Source organism: Bacillus sp. AK128, assembly GCF_053903075.1.
Genome location: NZ_CP096379.1, coordinates 1,556,142 through 1,575,301 on the forward strand (window position 1 = coordinate 1,556,142; position 19,160 = coordinate 1,575,301).

The 19,160-nt window shown below is 37.8% G+C and carries 22 protein-coding genes; 21 read left to right on the forward strand and 1 reads right to left on the reverse strand.

What is annotated here, in order from left to right; translation table 11 throughout:
* Window positions 1-11 precede the first annotated feature (11 nt).
* The 11 genes from aroA (at window position 12) to M1D60_RS07630 (ending at window position 9,861) form a co-directional block, all read left to right on the forward strand.
* Complete coding sequence (aroA, locus tag M1D60_RS07580; RefSeq protein ID WP_456278554.1) at window positions 12-1,298, forward strand: 3-phosphoshikimate 1-carboxyvinyltransferase; 1,287 nt, start codon at window positions 12-14, stop codon at window positions 1,296-1,298.
* 139 nt (window positions 1,299-1,437) lie between these two features.
* Complete coding sequence (locus M1D60_RS07585; protein ID WP_456278555.1) at window positions 1,438-2,334, forward strand: hypothetical protein; 897 nt, start codon at window positions 1,438-1,440, stop codon at window positions 2,332-2,334.
* A 328-nt stretch (window positions 2,335-2,662) separates the two neighbouring features.
* The gene (locus M1D60_RS07590; RefSeq protein WP_456278556.1) at window positions 2,663-3,925 is read left to right on the forward strand and encodes a tetratricopeptide repeat protein; all 1,263 of its coding nucleotides are present in this window, start codon (window positions 2,663-2,665) and stop codon (window positions 3,923-3,925) included.
* A 114-nt stretch (window positions 3,926-4,039) separates the two neighbouring features.
* Window positions 4,040-4,579, forward strand: coding sequence for a ReoY family proteolytic degradation factor (locus M1D60_RS07595; RefSeq protein ID WP_456278557.1), 540 nt, complete (start codon window positions 4,040-4,042; stop codon window positions 4,577-4,579).
* Between the two features lie 377 nt (window positions 4,580-4,956).
* The gene (locus tag M1D60_RS07600) at window positions 4,957-5,415 is read left to right on the forward strand and encodes a YpiF family protein (RefSeq protein ID WP_456278558.1); all 459 of its coding nucleotides are present in this window, start codon (window positions 4,957-4,959) and stop codon (window positions 5,413-5,415) included.
* 144 nt (window positions 5,416-5,559) lie between these two features.
* Window positions 5,560-6,066, forward strand: coding sequence for a QcrA and Rieske domain-containing protein (locus tag M1D60_RS07605; RefSeq protein ID WP_456279385.1), 507 nt, complete (start codon window positions 5,560-5,562; stop codon window positions 6,064-6,066).
* A 3-nt stretch (window positions 6,067-6,069) separates the two neighbouring features.
* Window positions 6,070-6,744, forward strand: a complete 675-nt coding sequence (gene qcrB / locus M1D60_RS07610; protein ID WP_456278559.1) for a menaquinol-cytochrome c reductase cytochrome b subunit — start codon at window positions 6,070-6,072, stop codon at window positions 6,742-6,744.
* 92 nt (window positions 6,745-6,836) lie between these two features.
* Entirely contained in the window at window positions 6,837-7,604 is a 768-nt protein-coding gene (locus M1D60_RS07615; RefSeq protein ID WP_456278560.1) for a c-type cytochrome, read from the forward strand.
* An 85-nt stretch (window positions 7,605-7,689) separates the two neighbouring features.
* On the forward strand, window positions 7,690-8,271 hold the full coding sequence (gene lhaT / locus M1D60_RS07620) for a lipoprotein heptaprenylglyceryl N-acetyltransferase LhaT (RefSeq protein WP_456279386.1): 582 nt from the start codon (window positions 7,690-7,692) through the stop codon (window positions 8,269-8,271).
* Between the two features lie 59 nt (window positions 8,272-8,330).
* Window positions 8,331-9,122 (forward strand): sporulation protein YpjB, encoded by a 792-nt coding sequence (gene ypjB / locus M1D60_RS07625; protein WP_456278561.1) that lies wholly within the window; start codon window positions 8,331-8,333, stop codon window positions 9,120-9,122.
* Between the two features lie 61 nt (window positions 9,123-9,183).
* The gene (locus tag M1D60_RS07630) at window positions 9,184-9,861 is read left to right on the forward strand and encodes a zinc metallopeptidase (protein ID WP_456278562.1); all 678 of its coding nucleotides are present in this window, start codon (window positions 9,184-9,186) and stop codon (window positions 9,859-9,861) included.
* A 297-nt stretch (window positions 9,862-10,158) separates the two neighbouring features.
* Here M1D60_RS07630 and M1D60_RS07635 read toward each other — a convergent pair whose 3' ends face one another.
* Window positions 10,159-11,031 (reverse strand): YitT family protein, encoded by an 873-nt coding sequence (locus M1D60_RS07635; RefSeq protein ID WP_456278563.1) that lies wholly within the window; start codon window positions 11,029-11,031, stop codon window positions 10,159-10,161.
* 147 nt (window positions 11,032-11,178) lie between these two features.
* Between M1D60_RS07635 and M1D60_RS07640 the strand changes: the two genes are divergently transcribed.
* The 10 genes from M1D60_RS07640 (at window position 11,179) to panD (ending at window position 19,147) form a co-directional block, all read left to right on the forward strand.
* Window positions 11,179-11,505 carry a nucleotide pyrophosphohydrolase gene (locus M1D60_RS07640; protein WP_456278564.1) on the forward strand — a complete coding sequence of 109 codons (327 nt, stop codon included), beginning with the start codon at window positions 11,179-11,181 and terminating at the stop codon, window positions 11,503-11,505.
* Between the two features lie 12 nt (window positions 11,506-11,517).
* On the forward strand, window positions 11,518-12,318 hold the full coding sequence (gene dapB, locus M1D60_RS07645; RefSeq protein ID WP_456278565.1) for a 4-hydroxy-tetrahydrodipicolinate reductase: 801 nt from the start codon (window positions 11,518-11,520) through the stop codon (window positions 12,316-12,318).
* 10 nt (window positions 12,319-12,328) lie between these two features.
* Entirely contained in the window at window positions 12,329-12,733 is a 405-nt protein-coding gene (mgsA, locus tag M1D60_RS07650) for a methylglyoxal synthase (protein WP_456278566.1), read from the forward strand.
* Window positions 12,720-13,439 carry a bacillithiol biosynthesis deacetylase BshB1 gene (gene bshB1 / locus M1D60_RS07655; RefSeq protein WP_456278567.1) on the forward strand — a complete coding sequence of 240 codons (720 nt, stop codon included), beginning with the start codon at window positions 12,720-12,722 and terminating at the stop codon, window positions 13,437-13,439. The genes mgsA and bshB1 overlap by 14 nt, the downstream gene beginning before the upstream one ends.
* Window positions 13,439-14,566: an N-acetyl-alpha-D-glucosaminyl L-malate synthase BshA gene (bshA, locus tag M1D60_RS07660; protein ID WP_456278568.1), complete on the forward strand. Its 1,128-nt coding sequence runs from the start codon at window positions 13,439-13,441 to the stop codon at window positions 14,564-14,566. The genes bshB1 and bshA overlap by 1 nt, the downstream gene beginning before the upstream one ends.
* A gap of 29 nt (window positions 14,567-14,595) precedes the next feature.
* The gene (locus tag M1D60_RS07665) at window positions 14,596-15,777 is read left to right on the forward strand and encodes a CCA tRNA nucleotidyltransferase (protein ID WP_456278569.1); all 1,182 of its coding nucleotides are present in this window, start codon (window positions 14,596-14,598) and stop codon (window positions 15,775-15,777) included.
* Window positions 15,750-16,742, forward strand: coding sequence for a biotin--[acetyl-CoA-carboxylase] ligase (locus M1D60_RS07670; protein ID WP_456278570.1), 993 nt, complete (start codon window positions 15,750-15,752; stop codon window positions 16,740-16,742). The genes M1D60_RS07665 and M1D60_RS07670 overlap by 28 nt, the downstream gene beginning before the upstream one ends.
* 306 nt (window positions 16,743-17,048) lie before the next feature.
* Window positions 17,049-17,885, forward strand: coding sequence for a 3-methyl-2-oxobutanoate hydroxymethyltransferase (panB, locus tag M1D60_RS07675; protein ID WP_456278571.1), 837 nt, complete (start codon window positions 17,049-17,051; stop codon window positions 17,883-17,885).
* Complete coding sequence (gene panC, locus M1D60_RS07680) at window positions 17,885-18,730, forward strand: pantoate--beta-alanine ligase (RefSeq protein WP_456278572.1); 846 nt, start codon at window positions 17,885-17,887, stop codon at window positions 18,728-18,730. The genes panB and panC overlap by 1 nt, the downstream gene beginning before the upstream one ends.
* Before the next feature lie 33 nt (window positions 18,731-18,763).
* A complete protein-coding gene (gene panD / locus M1D60_RS07685) occupies window positions 18,764-19,147 on the forward strand; it encodes an aspartate 1-decarboxylase (protein ID WP_456278573.1) in 384 nt (127 codons plus the stop codon).
* Window positions 19,148-19,160 lie beyond the last annotated feature (13 nt).

Sequence of the window (19,160 nt, forward strand, 5' to 3'; positions counted from 1 at the left end):
GGCTAGTATTAATGAAAAAATTAAACTTCTTTGGAAAACCATTAAACGGTGAAATACAAGTACCAGGAGATAAATCAATTTCCCATCGAGCTGTTATGCTTGGATCTATAGCTAATGGGACCACAACCGTTGACCATTTTTTACCTGGTGAAGATTGCTTAAGTACGATATCATGCTTTGAAAAAATGGGAGTACAAATTGAGCGTAACGGTGAAAATGTAACGGTCTATGGTAATGGCTTTGAAGGATTAGTAGAACCTAAGGATATTCTAGATGTTGGAAACTCAGGAACAACTACACGTCTACTTCTCGGGATTTTAGCTGGTCTGCCTTTTCACGCCTGCTTAATCGGGGATGATTCGATTGCAAAACGTCCGATGAAGAGGGTGACTAATCCCCTTCGAGATATGGGAGCTAAGATTGATGGTAGAGAGAATGGACAGTATACTCCTTTATCTATTAGAGGAGGAAGTATTCAGGGATTGAGCTATCAATCTCCTGTAGCAAGTGCTCAGGTAAAGTCATCGATCTTACTGGCTGGCCTAAATGGTAAAGGGGTGACAACTGTTACAGAACCACATCAATCAAGAGACCATACCGAAAGAATGCTACAAGCCTTCGGTGTAACGGTTGAGGTTAATGGTGATACTGTTTCTGTCAAAGGTGGACAATCCTTATCAGGAACTTCCATCTATGTACCAGGAGATATCTCTTCAGCAGCCTTTTTCCTTGTTGCAGGGGCAATCACTCCAAATAGTACAATTGTTTTAAAAAATGTCGGCATTAACCCATCTAGAACAGGGATTATTGATGTATTACAGCAAATGGGTGCAGAAATAAGAATTGAAAATAAACGAGAAGAAAATTTTGAGCCGTTTGCAGATTTATATATTTCGACGTCCAATCTTCATGGAACGGAAGTAAGTGGAGATGTCATTCCACGTCTGATTGATGAGATTCCGATTATTGCATTACTTGCAACTCAAGCAGAGGGAACAACAGTGATTAAAGATGCTAGTGAGCTAAAAGTAAAGGAAACAAATAGAATTGATACTGTCGTTAACGAATTAAAGAAACTAGGAGCTAACATTGAGGCTACTGACGACGGGATGATCATACATGGTCAATCTAGTAAGCTGAGTGGAGCAAATGTTAAAAGTCATGGTGACCACAGAATTGGAATGATGCTTGCAATAGCCTCATTTGTTTCAGAGGGTGACATGTATATTGAGGATACTGAAGCAATCGCCGTTTCGTATCCAAGCTTCTTTGAGCATATTAACGAATTAGTGGATTAAACATTTTACGGACTGCCATACATTGTATTGGCAGTCTTTTGTATGAGTTAATTACTGATTTTATACATACTTTCCTTCTGAAATTCATAGCTTGTCATAAGGGTATTTTTAGGACTAGCTAAAGGAGGGAGACGCAAGTATGCCATATGTCATTGACCGTGCAAATGTAAAAAAAGAACGGGAAATTATCCAATGCTCCTTTACCGTAAAAGAGAATAAGATTGAATACATAAGACCGCATATGGATAATGTAAAACTACTGAAAATGGATGCATCCCCTTATTTATTAACCCCAGGACATATAATGCTCGATTTTACTGTCGAAACATTAACCACTTTTGCTTCTCAAAAAGACTATATGAAGGAATTGATACGGAAGGGCTGCACTACTTTATTAGTTAGTGTAACAGTTAATTATGAAGCAGATTTAAAAAAGGCGATTAAAAGGATCTCTCATTTGATGATTAATAGCCCAATTGACTACTGTATTGGAGTGAAAATTCCAATTAGAGCATTGACCCCAAGCTTTGTGAGACAATGCAAAAGATTAAAAATCCCTGTCATTTTTGTTGAGTTGGCAGAAGTCGACATGTATAACGTGGCGTGGGGATGGATTCGAGATGCGTTGTACCCATACTATCTTTCCATTGTTCCAATATGGAAGGACGTTTCTAGTAAGGGGAAGTTTAAAAAACTGACGGAGAATTGGACAGCTCTTATGAGTGAAGAGAGGATCCCAACTGTTCCAGAGTGCCCTCAAGCAGGAGAGCCCTTACCTCTTAATGTAATAAGGAAAATTGGAATCTCTCCTTTAAAGGGAGAAATTCGTATTGGCGGGGATCTAGATTATAATTTATATGGCCTAAAAAGCAGGGAATTTGCGAATCAGGGAGAAGTTAACTATGATATGAGTAAACCACTTATAACCGTTCATAAAGGACGTGTCATTAGAGTAGTTGACCAATTCTCTATTAATCCTGGATATGGGCAGCGGGTTACAATCAAGGTACCTGGCTATTATTCTGCAAGCTTTTAGTATGAGCTTTTTTCGAAGGATTATAGTTTTGCAACTATCTTTTGACAACTAATTTGTCTTTAATTAAGATTTTTTCAAACGGTTGTTGCTATTTCATCAACTTTGTTAAAGTATTGAGTTGATTGGAGCGGAAGTCACTCGACTCCTACGGGAGATAGAGGGAAGCGTGAGACCCCGCAGACGAAGGCGAGGAGGCTCACGTCCCTCCCCGTGGAAAGCGAGTGACTGCAGTGGAAATCAACGGCCCCAATGTAAACTCCATTTTTTTATAGAATAGCAACGAAGTAAAAAAAAAGTCTTACTAACTTACGATAATTGAGGGAGCTATATGAAAACAATACAAGCAGCACTTGAACTAGTAGAATATGGAGAAGTTGAAAAAGGATTAGCAGAACTTGAAAGATTATTACCAAAAGCATCAGATGATGATAAATACAGTGTAGCTAGCGCTTATTATCAACTAGGTTTTTTAGAAGAAGCAAAAGCTCTATTAATCAGCTTACTCGAAATCTATCCAACTGAAAGTGAGCTCTTACTTTTATTGGCGGAGGTTTACATAGATCTTGATGAAGAAGAGCAAGCTATTGTGCTGTTAGATCAAGTTGATGAAGAAGACGAGGAGTATCCAAGAGCCCTTTTATTACTTGCTGATTTATATCAAATGCAAGGCTTAGATGAAGTTGCTGAACAAAAACTCTTAAAAGCGAGAAACCTCTTACCGAATCACTCTATTATTCAATTTGCACTTGGTGAGTTTTACTCAGGAAGAGGAAATTACAAGCAGAGCATTCCTTACTATGAAAAAGTCTTAGAGTCAGATGATCATGTGGGTGACATTAATGTCCATTTACGATTAGCAGAAAGCTATGCAGCTACTGGGCTATTTGAGGAAGCTTTTACTCATTATGAAACGGGGCTTGAGGACAAGATAGAAATCGATAGCTTGTTTGGATATGCTTGTGCGGCTTTCCAAGCAGGAAACTATAAAACAGCTATTAATAAGCTTCTAGAGCTTAAAGATATGGACCCAGCATACAGTTCCCTGTATCTTGTACTTTCAAAAGCGTACGAAGCAGAGGAGCTAGTAGAAGAGGCTTTAAAGACTACTCAAGATGGCTTGCAAATTGATGAGTATAATAAAGAGTTATATATTCATGGCGGCAAACTTTCCATGAAGCTTGGCAATAACGAAAAAGCGAAAAAACTTCTTGAAAAGGCAAGGGAGCTAGATCAAGAATCAATTGAAGCTTCCTTTTTATTATCAAGAATTTATATCAATGAGGGTGACTATGAATCAGTTGTCCCAATTGTTGAAGCCGCCATTAATGGTGGAGATGAAGATCCACAAATGCTATGGGATTTAGCAACGGCAAAGAAGGAATTAGAAGAATATTTAGATGCATTAAAACACTACCGTGCTGCATATACTTTTTTTAAAGATCAACCTGATTTCTTGGAAGAATATGGTCGGTTCCTTTTAGAGGAAGGTTTAAGACAGGAAGCATTGGTACAATTTAAGCATTTACTCAGCATAGAGAAAACTAGAATTGATATTGAAGAATTAGTCATTCAACTTGAAAATGAAAAGTAAGTAATTTGGCTGAAATTGTAGAATTAGTGAAGAAGGAATTTCTTCAAGAGGCGTTGAATTTTATTAAGACGAACCCCACTATACTAACTCATTAAGAACAGAGGAGGGACAACAATGGCAACCCCTGTATCTGTAAATGAAAAGAAGGAATTTATACGTTGGTTTTTAAATAATTACCAACTAAAAAGAAGAGAATGTGTTTGGATTTTAAATTACTTAATGAGTCATGACCAATTAATGAGAAAAGTTCATTTTGTTGAGCAGGCTCAGTATTGTCCGAAAGGTATCATAATGTCCACTCATTGTGTGGATGATGTTCCATTTCGCTTTTACAAAGAAAATGTGATGACTACCGATGCTGAAAAATCCTTTCACGACATTCGGTTAAATCGTGAGGAAGATATATACATCCAGCTAAACTTCCGTGAGTCCTTCCACTCATCTCATTATGTTCTTGTCCTCGAAGACAATCCTTTTATGCCAAGACATCTAGGAATAAGTGATAAGGACAAAAAATTAGCGGAAAAATTTTTAGAAGAAACAATCTTTACTTTTCAAAGAGATAAATTGTTAGTCATGATTGATGAGGCCCTAGATAAGCAGGACCAGGATGAATTTATCAGACTGACTGAACTATTGAATCGTTTAAATTAACTCTTGTTGTATGGCTAAGCTTTATTGTACTAATTATTTCTGTCTATCAACCTTCGTGAAAATTAAATTTACAAGCGTTTACAATGAAACACCCTGCAGATGCAGGGTGTTTTCTCTGTGTGTAGAGTAAGTCGAAAGCAGATGGAGTAAAGTGGCAAGAAAACCAGGAGGAGTCGAAGGAAAACTCTTTTAAGTATCAATACTCTCCCCTTCACCAATAAGTTTTCTACTTCTTCTAAATTTCTTACCAAATTTAGAAATTTTTGTGAACAAAATTGGAGATACTACTTCATTAATGTATGTACAAGGTTATAGAGGATGAAAATAAACGTAGAATATGGTTTAATAATATCGAGACTTCTAAGGGGAGGATTACGATGAAGTGGGTAACAACGGATATTGATGTGTACGTACAATCCAAGGAATATGTGGATACAGTTATTGTTCCTCTCATTCCAATCGCTACTGGACAACAAATGAAAAATACAGTTCTTAGTGGAGAGTTTATTACGATTCTAACTAATGAGCTTGAAAGGCAATTCAAAGGTAGAGCCTTTCTAGTACCGCCATTTACTTATTTGATGGGAAACGATTCTGAAAAAGAATTTGCGAGGCTATTAGAATGGAAGGATCACTTTTTGGAAAATGATTTTAAGCATGTAGTATACCTAACGAGTGATTCTAAATGGAAGCAATTCGAGGGAGAACTGGGAGAGTCTTTAATATGGCTACCAGCAGTTCCTTTAGAACATGTTGACTCAAAAGTGAAGCAACAAATTATGACAGATCAGATTCAGCAAGTCGTTCCATTATTATTATCTGCTTGGAGAAATTAACAGGATTATACATATTAGTTCACTTTATAGAAAATGATATTATTGACCTCGTATCAATATTGATATATCATGAGTATGTCCTAGTTTTATAAGTGTTAAAAGTATGTCCGAACGGACTTAGCTTTGTATAGAGGGGGGAAAATGATGAGTGAGAAAAAGCATCGGGTTTCAAGACGTCAATTCTTAAACTATACCCTTACTGGTGTTGGTGGATTTATGGCAGCAGGAATGCTTATGCCAATGGTTCGTTTTGCTTTAGATCCGGTTTTACGTCCTGCAACTGAACAGGATTTAGTTCCTGTTGCAAATGTTGAGGATATCACAACTGAACCACAGCGTTTCGACTTTAAAATTGACCAAGTTGATGCTTGGTATAAGTCAGAAGAACCAAAATCAGCATGGGTATATAAAGATGGCGATAAGATTGTAGCACTTTCACCAGTGTGTAAACATCTAGGCTGTACGGTCAACTGGAATTCAGATCCGGCAAATGAGAATATGTTCTTCTGTCCATGTCACTATGGATTGTATGAAAAGGACGGTACAAACGTACCAGGAACTCCACCTCTTGCACCATTGGATGTTTACGTGTCTGAAGTAAGAGACGGGAAATTATACTTAGGTAAAGCACAACCAAAAGGGGGGGCGTAATAGATGTTAAACAAAATTTATGATTGGGTAGATGAACGTTTAGATATTACGCCAATGTGGCGTGATATTGCGGACCATGAGGTTCCAGAACACGTTAACCCTGCTCACCATTTCTCAGCATTTGTTTACTGTTTTGGGGGATTAACCTTCTTTGTAACAGTTATTCAAATTCTATCTGGAATGTTCTTAACTATGTATTATGTTCCAGATATTAAAAATGCGTGGGAATCGGTTTATTATTTACAAAACGAAGTAGCGTTCGGACAAATTGTTCGTGGAATGCATCACTGGGGAGCTAGTTTGGTCATTGTTATGATGTTCCTACATACGCTTCGTGTGTTCTTCCAAGGTGCGTATAAGAAGCCACGTGAATTGAACTGGGTAGTTGGAGTTCTAATTTTCTTCGTTATGTTAGGACTTGGTTTCACAGGTTATCTACTACCTTGGGATATGAAAGCACTGTTTGCAACAAAAGTAGGATTAGAGATTGCTGCTGCTACACCGTTTATTGGTGGAGCGATAAAAACATTGTTAGCGGGTCACCCTGAAATTGTAGGTGCTCAAACATTAACTCGTTTCTTTGCAATCCATGTATTCTTCTTACCAGGTGCTTTACTTGGGTTAATGGGAGCTCACTTTGTAATGATTAGAAAGCAAGGTATTTCTGGACCACTTTAAAAATTACTATACTAGAAAACTTCACGGTAAATACAATTGGCATTTCCAAATGAATTTCCGGGATTTTTCACCTACAAAAGGAGGGGAAATGAATGCATCGTGGAAAAGGTATGAAATTTGTTGGAGATTCACGTGTTCCTGCTGAAAGGAAACCGAATATCCCAAAGGATTACTCTGAATTTCCAGGAAAAACAGAAGCTTTCTGGCCAAACTTTCTATTAAAAGAATGGTTAGTAGGATCTGTTTTCCTAATTGGATTTCTCTGTTTAACTGTCGCTCATCAGCCCCCATTAGAGCGTGTAGCTGATCCGACAGATACAGGTTATATCCCTTTACCTGACTGGTATTTCTTATTCTTATACCAACTTTTAAAATATGAATTTGCTGCAGGACCTTATACAGTAATCGGAGCAATGATTATGCCTGGTTTAGCATTTGGAGCATTATTGCTTGCACCTTTCTTAGATCGCGGACCTGAACGACGTCCTTCTAAACGTCCAATTGCTGTTGGAATGATGTTACTTGGTGTCGCTGCAACGATCTTCTTGACTTGGGAATCAGTTGTTCAAACAGACTGGGAAGCAAAAAAAGAGATGGGTAAAATCGTTGAAGAGGTTCCAATTGATACTGAAGCGGAAGGCTATGCCATTTTGGAAGCCAATACATGCTTATCCTGTCATGGTAATAACCTAGCTGGTACATCTTCAGGGGTATCTTTAATTGGAACTGGATTAACGCCAGAGGAAATTGCTGATATTGCTGTAAATGGTCAAGGTAACATGCCAGCTGGAATCTTCAAGGGTACGGATGAGGAATTACAGATTTTAGCTGAATTTATCAGTACAATAGGTGAAGAATAATAATGATTAAAAGCTGACGTTATCGTCAGCTTTTTTTACTACTATCACTTACTTAGCTTTGATAGGAGGGAATAGATTGATTAGAATGTTTCAACTCTTTCTTGCCCAAAGATGGGTGTTATGGACTTTATTAGCAGTAAATGTAGCAGGAACCATTTATGGCTATGAATGGTACGGGTGGCAGCTAGCTGATACACCTCCGATCTTTTTAATATTTGTTCCAGATAGTCCGACAGCAAGTCTCTTCTTTGCGTTTGTCCTAATTGCATTTATACTTAAAAAAAATTGGCCTATATTTGAAGCTTTAGCTATTGTAACGTTGTTTAAGTACGGAGTTTGGGCTGTTGTCATGAACCTTCTTGTTTTATCGATTCATGGTGACCTTGCTTGGCAAGGATATATGTTAATTTTCTCTCATGCCGCGATGGCTGTACAAGGGTTATTATATGCTCCCTATTACAGAATGAAGCTCTGGCATCTCATTCTGGCTGCTGTATGGACGCTACATAATGATGTAATTGATTATGTATTCTTCATGTATCCTAGATATCGCCTTGAAGAGTATATAGCCTCTATTGGATATTTTACATTTTGGCTGAGTATAGCTTCACTATTAATTACCTACATACTTTGTATACGAAAAAATAGAGTGGAATTATCATTATAAATGGTCTACTCTTGTCCACCTCCTCATACAATCTATTAGTAGTAAGGGGAGGGACGAGTATGAGTAGATGGATGATTATTTTTACATTAATTTTAGTTTTTATGAAGCCTTCAATTGGACTAGCAGATCATACAGATAATTGGGAACAACTTGATGTCATTACAGATCAAGCCCTTCAACTAGTGAAGCATCAGAAATATGATGATGCACAAAAACTACTTTCTTATTTTTCTAATCAATTCTCGAAAGTGACAATACATGAGCATTCTTTTACAATGGATGAAATTAGAGTCATTACTACCTCGTATGAGGAAGCAAGAGGATCTTTAGCTTCTGATGAGACCACACCGGAAGAGCGTATTAAAGCAGTGACGAAATTTCGACTTGTAGTTGATGCTGTTAAATCTGAACATCAGCCTCTTTGGACTGAGATGGAGACATCTGTAATGACTACCTTTCATTCTTTAAAGGAAGCTGTAAACATCGGTGATGACCAAGTTTTCCAGAATGAACTTAATTCTTTTCTTGGAAAGTACGACATGATTTATCCAAGTGTACGATTGGATTTAGATGCAGAGCAATCTGCAAAAATTAACGCTTATGTGACGTATATGGATGAATCTCGTAATGAGTTATTAGAGCATGAATCCAGAGTGGAACACATGCAGGTAATGGAAGAGGAATTAGTTCGAATGTTTAAGCAAATGAAAGAGGATGATGCAGATCCTTCATTAATTTGGGTAATGATTTCGACTGGAAGCATTATCATTGTTACATTATCTTACGTAGCCTGGAGAAAATATAAAGGGGACAAGGAAAGAAAAGAATCGAGAAGAAGGTTAAATGATTGACACCATTACCTGTCTTGCTTACAATTAGGATAGTATAATGTTTTTATGGAGGATGAATGTCATGGGTTTTATCATTTACTTCGCTTTAATTATTATTATCCCACTTTGGGCACAAATGAAAGTGAAAAGTGCATACAAAAAGTATTCAAAAGTGGCAGCATCATCAGGTATGACGGGAGCACAGGTTGCTAGAAAGATCTTAGATGACAACGGCTTATATCATGTAGGTGTTGAAGAAACTCCTGGTACATTATCTGACCATTATGACCCACGTTCAAAAACAGTAAGATTATCAACAAATAACTATTTCGGGAATTCAATTGCGGGTGCAGCGGTTGCGGCTCATGAAGTCGGACACGCGATGCAGGACCAAGAGGAATATGCATTCCTACGATTCCGTCATGCTCTTGTACCTGTTGCAAATATTGGTTCTAATTTTTCTTGGATCTTAATCCTTATTGGTTTCTTTGCAAGTATGAGCGGACTAGTTTTACTTGGTATCGTATTTATGGCAGCTGCAGTTCTTTTCCAACTTGTCACGCTACCTGTAGAATTTGATGCATCAAACCGTGCAATGAACCAAATTGTTTCCGCAGGAATTATCAGAAATGATGAAGAACGTGAAACTCGCAAAGTCCTAAACGCTGCTGCTTTAACATACGTAGCTGCTGCCCTAGTTGCAGTATTAGAACTTGTTCGTTTAGTTTTAATCTACACAGGAATGCAAAGCGAAGATTAATAATAAAAATCCTACTTGAAAACCTCAAGTAGGATTTTTTTAGTCTAAACTTGTTTAAAAGCTTTTGTTTGTCATTAGAAAGTTGTGTAAAAACCTAGAGTTGATTGGAGCGGAAGGCGCTTGACTCCTGCGGGAGATAGAGGGAAGTGTGAGACCCCACAGGCGAAGCCGAGGAGGCTCACATCCCTCCCCGCGGAAAGCAAGTGCCTGCAGCGGAAATCAACGGACTAAATATTAATGTAAACTTTATAAAAAATAATAAAAAACGATTTTGGTGAAAAGAAGTCTTTCCCTTAATTACTCACGCAAAGGCTTCTTATTCTCATCTAATGTAAACCCTTCTCCCAGAACATCTCGTACATCACTGACAGCAACAAAAGCATGAGGATCAACAAATGTAATAATATTTTTTAACTTAACAATCTCATTACGCCCAACCACACAGTATAAAACCTCTTTATCCTGCCTTGTAAAAGAACCTTGTCCTTTTAAAATGGTAACGCCTCGTTCCATGTCTTTTAGAATCTTTTCAGCTATTTCGTTATTCTTAGCTGAAATAATGGTAGCTCCTTTAGCAGAATATGCCCCCTCTTGCATAAAATCAATTACCTTTGCCCCGATGAAAACCGCAACTAGGGTATACATGCCCTGGCGGTAGGAAAGATAAGCTAAAATGGATATAGCGATTATACATAAATCAAATAAAAACATCGTCTTGCCCATACTCCATCCGATATACTTATAAGAAAGACGAGCAATAATATCTACTCCGCCAGTAGTACCACCAAAACGAAAAATAATACCTAAGCCAACACCAAGAAACACACCTGCAAAGAGCGCTACTAAAGTCAAATCGTTCTCAAGTTGAAAATCAACCGGGTAGCTTTGAAAGATCCATAAAAATCCAGATACACTAAAGGTACCAACCATGGTATAAATAAATGATAACCTTCCAAGTATTTTCCATCCTATAAAGAATAAAGGAATATTAAGAATCAAGTTAGAAATGGCGGGGTTAAAATCAAATAGAAAATAAAGTAATAGAGTAATTCCAGTAAAGCCACCTTCTGCTAAATGATACTGCATATTAAAATTCACTAAACCAAATGAAAAGATGGCAGCACCTAGAAGGATGAAAAATATATTGACTAATTTTATACTTCCAAACATATAAAGCCTCCAGTTTGTTATTTTCCAGTTCGTTACAAATTATAGACTACGGCTTGATTTTGGGCAATTGCAACTTTATAGTTTTAATATTTGTCAAATTCTCTTGTTTTAGCTAACATGGAAGAAGAAAAATATGAGGTGACAAATATGGCCAAGACATTACAAGAGATTCAAAAAGAAGTAGATCAATACATAGGGCAGTTTAAAGAAGGCTACTTTACCCCTTTAGCGATGCTTGCCAGATTAACAGAGGAGCTTGGTGAGCTTGCTCGAGAAATTAACCATTATTATGGGGAAAAGCCGAAGAAAACATCAGAAGAAGTAAAATCGATGGAACAGGAGATTGGTGATATGCTATTTGTATTAACTTGTCTAGCTAACTCCTTACATATTGATTTAGAAGAATCACATGATTTAGTTATGAATAAATTTAATACTCGAGATAAAGATCGTTGGACGAAAATAGAGGAATAGGAGCTGTGTTAAATGGATCAGATTAAAATTGTCATTGCAGGACCAAGAGGGAGAATGGGGAAAGAAGCGTTACAACTCATCCATTCAACCGAGCATTTTTCATTAGTTGGTGCGGTGGACCGTGTTAATGGAGGAAAGCTTATTTCAGATATTGATGGTTTACCACCACTTAATGCCCCTATTTTTGAAGATATTGAGACATGCCTTCAGCAGGTAAGGCCTGATGTATTGCTCGATCTTACCACACCGGAGATTGGAAGAAAGCATACTAAGATAGCGTTAGAATACGGTGTAAGACCGGTTGTAGGGACTACTGGTTTTTCTTCACAGGATTTAGCAGAGCTACAAGAACTCGCTCAGCAAAAGGAATTAGGGGCAATTATAGCTCCTAATTTTGCAATTGGTGCGGTGCTTATGATGAAATTCTCTCAAATGGCAGCAAAATATTTTCAGGATATTGAAATCATTGAACTACATCATGACCAAAAGCTTGATGCTCCTAGTGGTACAGGCATCAAGACGGCTGAAATGATGGCAGAGGTAAGAGAGAAAAAGCAACAAGGTCATCCAGATGAAAAGGAACATATTAAAGGAGCAAGAGGAGCAGATTTTGAAGGGATTCGACTACATAGTGTGCGTTTACCAGGTTTAATTGCTCACCAGGAGGTTTTATTTGGTGGTGATGGACAAACCTTAACGATTCGTCATGACTCTTATAATAGAGCATCCTTTATGTCTGGTGTGAAATTAGCTATTGAGACAGTCATGAAAGTGGACTTACTAGTTTACGGATTAGAAAATATTATGGAATAGAGGGAAATTTATGAATATTGCTTTAATTGCTCACGATAAAAAGAAACCAGAGCTAGTCCAATTTTCAATAGCCTACGAGGCAGTATTTAAAGAGCATGAACTTTTTGCTACAGGAACAACAGGCACCAAAATAATGGAGGCGACTAGTCTTACCATTACAAGGTTTAAATCAGGACCACTTGGTGGAGATCAGGAAATTGGCTCATTAATTGCAAAAAATAAAATGGATGCTGTGTTCTTCTTTAGAGATCCGTTAACGGCACAACCACATGAGCCTGATATAACGGCACTTGTTAGACTCTGTGATGTGTATAATATTCCACTTGCAACGAATATGGGTACAGCGGAAATTCTAGTTCGTGGTCTTGAAAGAGGCGATTTAACCTGGAGGCAAGTGATTAATGACGAGTCCTAGTCAAAAGCTTGAAATACTAGCCTTTGGGGCTCATGCTGATGATGTAGAAATTGGTATGGCGGGAACAATTGCCAAATATACTAATAAAGACTTACGTGTTGGAATCTGTGATTTAACTGAAGCGGAACTGTCATCAAACGGGACCGTGTCATTACGTCACCAGGAAGCCAAGAGAGCGGCAGAGATTCTAGGAGTCACATATAGAGAAAACCTAAAGCTTCCGGATCGGGGACTATTTCCAACACAAGAATTCATTAGAAAAATTGCTTTCATCATTCGAAAGTATCGTCCAATTAGTATCTTTGTACCTTACCCAATCGATCGTCATCCTGACCATGGTCAGTGTGCCTCCTTAGTAGAGGAGGCAGTTTTTTCTGCAGGCATTCAAAAATATGAAGTGAAAGATAATCTACCAGCACATAAAGTTTCGAATTTCTTTTATTACTTTATAAATGGATTCCACGCTCCTACGTTTTTAATTGATGTTTCTGATACGATGGAAACAAAGATTGAAAGCTTAAAAGCGTATGAAAGCCAATTTATAAAAACAGCAGGGAGTGTTGAGACTCCTTTGGTTAACGGATATATTGATACCGTCATAAACAGAGAGAGATTATATGGCCAGGAGGCTGGAGTAAAATACGCAGAAGGCTTTATAAGTAAGAAACCATTCCTTTTAGAGGAAGGTTTGTTAGGGGAGAAGTAATGAAGCTTAAAATAGGAATTACTTGTTATCCAACAGTTGGTGGATCTGGTGTGATTGCAACTGAGCTTGGTAAACTTTTGGCTGAAAACGGGCATGAGATCCACTTTATCTCATCTAGTCTTCCATTTCGGTTGAATAAGGTTTACTGCAATATTTATTACCATGAAGTACAGGTCAATAATTATTCTGTTTTCCAATACCCACCCTATGATTTAGCATTAGCTAGTAAAATGGCGGAAATTATTGATCGTGAAGAACTAGATTTACTACATGTTCACTATGCTGTTCCTCATGCGGTTTGTGCGGTACTTGCCAAGCAGATGGCAAAAAGGGATGTCAAGATTGTGACGACTCTTCATGGTACGGATGTGACAGTGTTGGGGTATGACCCTTCCATGAGTGACTTAATTAAATTTGGGATTGAGAAGTCTGATTCAGTCACCGCTGTATCAAAATCTTTAATTGAACAAACCTTTGATTTGTTAGAACCTGATCAACAGATTACACCCATTTATAATTTTATCGATGAGAGAATTTATCATAGAAAAGATGCGTCCGCGTTAAAAAATGCGTACGGGATTCTTCCAGAAGAAAAGGTAATCATACATACATCTAATTTTAGAGCAGTTAAAAGGGTCCCAGATGTAATAAAAGCTTTTGATCATATTCAAAAGCATCTAAAAGCAAAGCTACTCTTAGTTGGTGATGGACCTGAACTAACGGTTGTCAATCGACTAGTAAAAGAAAGGAATTTGACAGACAAGGTCCTTCTTTTAGGAAAACAGGATAAGCTAGAAGATTTATATTCCATGAGTGATTTAAAGCTATTGCTTTCTGAAAAGGAAAGCTTCGGTTTAGTTTTAATCGAAGCAATGGCTTGTGGAGTGCCTTGTATTGGAACAAATATAGGTGGAATTCCTGAAGTTATTATTGACGGGGAGACGGGGTATCTTTGTGAACTTGGAGATGTTGATATGGTCGGTGACCGAGCTATCTCTCTTTTAAAGGATACCCAACTATATGACAAGATGGTTCGCAAGTCGATTGAAAGAGTTCATGAGCAATTTAGCTCACACAAAATTGTTCAGCAATATGAAGAAATTTATAAACAAACATTACAAAAATAGTGGATGTGGTTGTGTTGAAGGATGTCTTTTTGAAGCCAATAGAAATTATCAAAAAGCTAAACAATGAAGGATACCAAGCCTATATTGTTGGAGGGGCGATTCGTGACTCAATCATGGACCGTCCAATTGGTGATGTCGATCTTGCTACTTCAGCACTACCTCAACAAGTAATAGAGATCTTTCCAAAAACGGTCCCAGTAGGTATTGAACATGGGACCGTCATCGTTTTAATAGATGAAACTCCTTATGAGGTCACGACTTTTCGTAAGGATGAAGATTACATAGACTACCGTAGGCCGACGAGCGTTCGGTTTATTGATTCATTGAAAGAGGATTTACAGCGACGTGATTTTACGATGAACGCGATCGCAATGGGATTAGATGGTGAACTATTCGATCCCTTTCATGGACAAGTTGCCATTTCAGAAAGAAAGATTAGAACAGTTGGAAATCCTAATGAACGTTTCAAAGAGGATGCCTTACGAATGCTTCGGGCCATTCGTTTTCACAGTCAGCTTTCTTTTGACATTGAAATAGAAACGCTTCAAGCAATTACTAATAATGCGAATTTAATGAACCATATTTCCATCGAGCGTATAGGTATTGAGCTAGAAAAGACGTTGGTGGGAGCATCCTGTCAATCAGCCATGAGACTAATTAGCTCTACTGGATTGGCGGATTTTATAGGGGGCTTATCCCCTTTTAAAGAAGCGCTCAAAGAATGGCCTGCTCTAGACTATACAGCTTTAAACACAAGGACAGAAAAGTGGACAATACTTTGTCTGAATTTACAAGTTAACGAAATAGAGAGCTTTATGAAAAAATGGAAATTACCTAACAAGGTTGTGAAAGAAGCGATTACAATTGTAGAGGCCCTAACTGAGATTAAGAATATTGGTTGGACGAACGAACTCATGTACAAGCTTGGTGAGGAACTCACCCTTACAACAGCAAGGCTAGAGTCAGTCATGTCAGCTTCAATGGTTGAAAAGAATCTTTCTACTCGACTGAAACTCTACCAACAGCTACCGATTTTAACTAGAAAGGACCTTGTTATTGACGGTCATGATCTAGTTAAGATGATAGGAAAGCCACCTGGCCCATGGATTAGTGAAATGATGATCAATATTGAGTCTGATATATTAAAGGGAACCCTTCTCAACACTAGGGATTCCATAAAGGAGTGGCTCATAAAGTGCAATCAGCTTTAAGGGAGAAATTATTAGAAGTGTTTACAGATGCAGATGGTGAATTTGTGTCAGGGCAAAAATTGAGTGAAGTTTTAGGTTGCTCGAGGACTGCTGTTTGGAAGCACATTGAAGACCTTCGGAAAGAGGGCTATGAGCTTGAAGCGGTTAGAAGAAAAGGGTATAGAATTACAATAAAGCCTGAAAAGATTACATCTAATGAAATACAGTTAGGGTTAAAGACTAAGTATCTTGGTCGAAGCATTCATTATGAAGAAACGGTCACATCTACTCAAAAAATTGCCCACAAGCTTGCTTATGATGGAGCAAATGAAGGGACGATCATCCTGGCGGAAGAACAAATTGCCGGAAGAGGTCGTTTGGATCGCTCTTGGTATTCACCCAAATATACGGGAATTTGGATGAGCATTATCCTGCGTCCTGCTATACCATTACCACAAAGTCCGCAATTAACTTTATTAGCAGCTGTCAGTATTGCACAAGCAATCCAAGAAGTTACGGGTCTAGAGCCTGAAATCAAATGGCCAAATGATATTTTATTTGATCGAAAAAAAACGGTGGGAATACTCACCGAACTTCAGGCAGAGGCAGATCGAATTAATTCGATTATTATTGGCGTCGGAATAAATGTTAACCAATCAGAGCAGGATTTTCCAGACGATATAAAAGAAAAATCGACTTCGCTATTTATTCAATCCGGCAAGAAAGTAAACCGTGCAGAGCTCATTCAAACGATCTTAGAAAAATTGGAGAAGCTATATGAATCCTACTTACAAACTGGCTTTTATCCGATTAAGCTTTTGTGGGAGGCTTATGCTATAAGTATAGGGAAAGAGATTGTGGCAAGTACTTTAAATGGAAAGATAATAGGCATGGCAAAAGGGATTACGGATGAAGGTGTGCTAGTCATAGAGGATGAAAGTGGAAAGACTCATTACGTTCATTCTGCCGATATAGAAATAAAATAGTAATTGTTTGAAAAATCAGAAGCTTTAAGGATAGCCTAATGATAAAATCGTTGATATAATGAACTCGGGTAGTATCCCATGTGGGAACTACACCATTTATTTACAATCTAGTCAAAAAAATAATCTGCCTTGATCCATTAGGACTGGGACAGAGGGATGAATGAAACCGAAAAGTGCTTATGTTATGAATCCTTCTTTCCAATTAAGAAGGGTTTTTTTGCTCTTATGAGTTAGGGCAAAAAACACAACACAACCCATTTACTCTTCGTCGGTTTATTCATTACCTCTATAAAAGGAGGAGAATGAATGAAGCAAACAACTGATTTTATGAAAATGAAACTAGAACAAAAGAAAATTGCTATGCTAACTGCATACGATTATCCTACAGGGAAATTAGCGGAAGAAGCTGGTATTGACTTAATTCTAGTAGGTGATTCATTAGGAATGGTTGTACTTGGCTATGACAGTACAATTCCAGTAACAGTTGAAGATATGATTCACCACACAAAGGCAGTAAAACGAGGAGCAAAGGACACTTTTATCGTAACGGATATGCCGTTTATGTCTTATCATATTTCAAAAGAAGATACTTTAAAAAATGCAAAGAGAATGTTTCAGGAATCTGGTGCACACGCATTAAAGCTAGAAGGGGCTGGGGATGTAGTCGAACTAATCCGCCTATTAACAACTGCGGGCATTCCGGTCATGGCTCACCTTGGACTTCAGCCTCAATCTGTTGCTGTACTTGGCGGGTATTCGGTTCAAGGAAAAGATGCTGAAAGTGCAGCACGACTTTTAGAGGATGCTAAAAAATGCGAAGAGGCAGGGGCATTTGCGGTCGTGTTAGAGTGTGTGCCAAAGCAAGTTGCTGAACATATTTCTTTAAATATAAACATCCCGACAATTGGTATTGGAGCAGGTAACCAAACAGACGGACAAGTGCTAGTCTTTCATGATCTAATTAAATTCGGGGTATCAAGGGTTCCTAAATTTGTTAAAACGTATTTAAATGTAAACGAAGATATTAACCAAGGAATTGCTCAGTATATAGCTGAGGTGAAAACAATGGATTTCCCTTCAGAAAAACATTCCTTTACGATGAAGGAACACGAACTAGCAAGCTTGTATGGGGGAAATAAATAGTGGAAATTATTACAACGATTCAAGAGATGCAGCAAAAGGTAAAAAACTTTCAACATGAAGGAAAGACGATAGGATTTGTTCCGACAATGGGTTTTCTTCATGAAGGCCATTTATCCTTAGTTAAAGAAGCTCGTGAAAAAGCTGATGTAGTGATCATGAGTATTTTCGTTAATCCACTACAGTTTGGACCAAATGAGGATTTTGACCGCTATCCTCGTGATATTGACCGAGATGAAAGACTAGCCCGTCAAGAAGATGTGGACTTGTTATTTTATCCGAGTGTAGAAGAGATGTATAAAAATGAGAAAACTTTTAAGGTGAAAGTTGAAAATAAAGTTGATGTCCTTTGTGGTAGTAAAAGACCAGGACATTTTGATGGGGTAGCAACTGTTCTCATCAAGCTTTTTAATATTGTTCAACCTACCTTTGCTTTTTTTGGGATGAAGGATGCCCAACAGGTAGCGGTTGTTTCGTCTCTAATTCAAGAGTTCAATTTTCCAATTGAATTAGTACCGGTTGACACCATTCGAGAAGATGATGGTTTAGCCAAAAGCTCACGAAACGTTTATTTAACTGAGCAAGAACGGAAAGAAGCGGTTGTTATTTATCAATCACTTCAATTAGCGAACAAATTAATCCAAGCAGGAGAACAAAATCCGTTAACGGTTCAACAGGAACTAATCCAGTATATTAATAATCATTCATCAGCGGAAATTGATTATGTGGAGATTTATTCGTTTCCTGACCTGAAACCGTTATCAAAACTATCTGGATTGGTTTTAATTGCCGTTGCGATAAGGTTTACAAATGTAAGACTAATTGATAATATGACATTTGATATATAGAAGTTGCTGTCATTTGGCAAAGGGGGATTTTACATGTTTCGAACTATGATGAATGGAAAGATTCATCGTGCCCGTGTAACAGAAGCAAATTTAAATTATGTGGGTAGCATAACCATTGATCAAGATTTATTAGACGCTGTTGGAATGGTGGCCAATGAAAAAGTTCAGATCGTGAACAACAATAATGGTCAACGTTTTGAGACATATATTATTTCTGGAGAAAGAGGCAGTGGAGTTTGCTGTTTAAATGGTGCAGCGGCCCGTTTGGTTCAAGAAGGAGATGTTGTCATCATCATCTCTTATGTATTAGTTCCAGACGAAAAGGTAGCCTCTCATCACCCGAAGGTAGCGATTATGAATGAGAATAATCAGATCGTCCAATTATTACATGAAGAACCAGCAAGTACCGTGATGTGAAAAATCCCTTTTT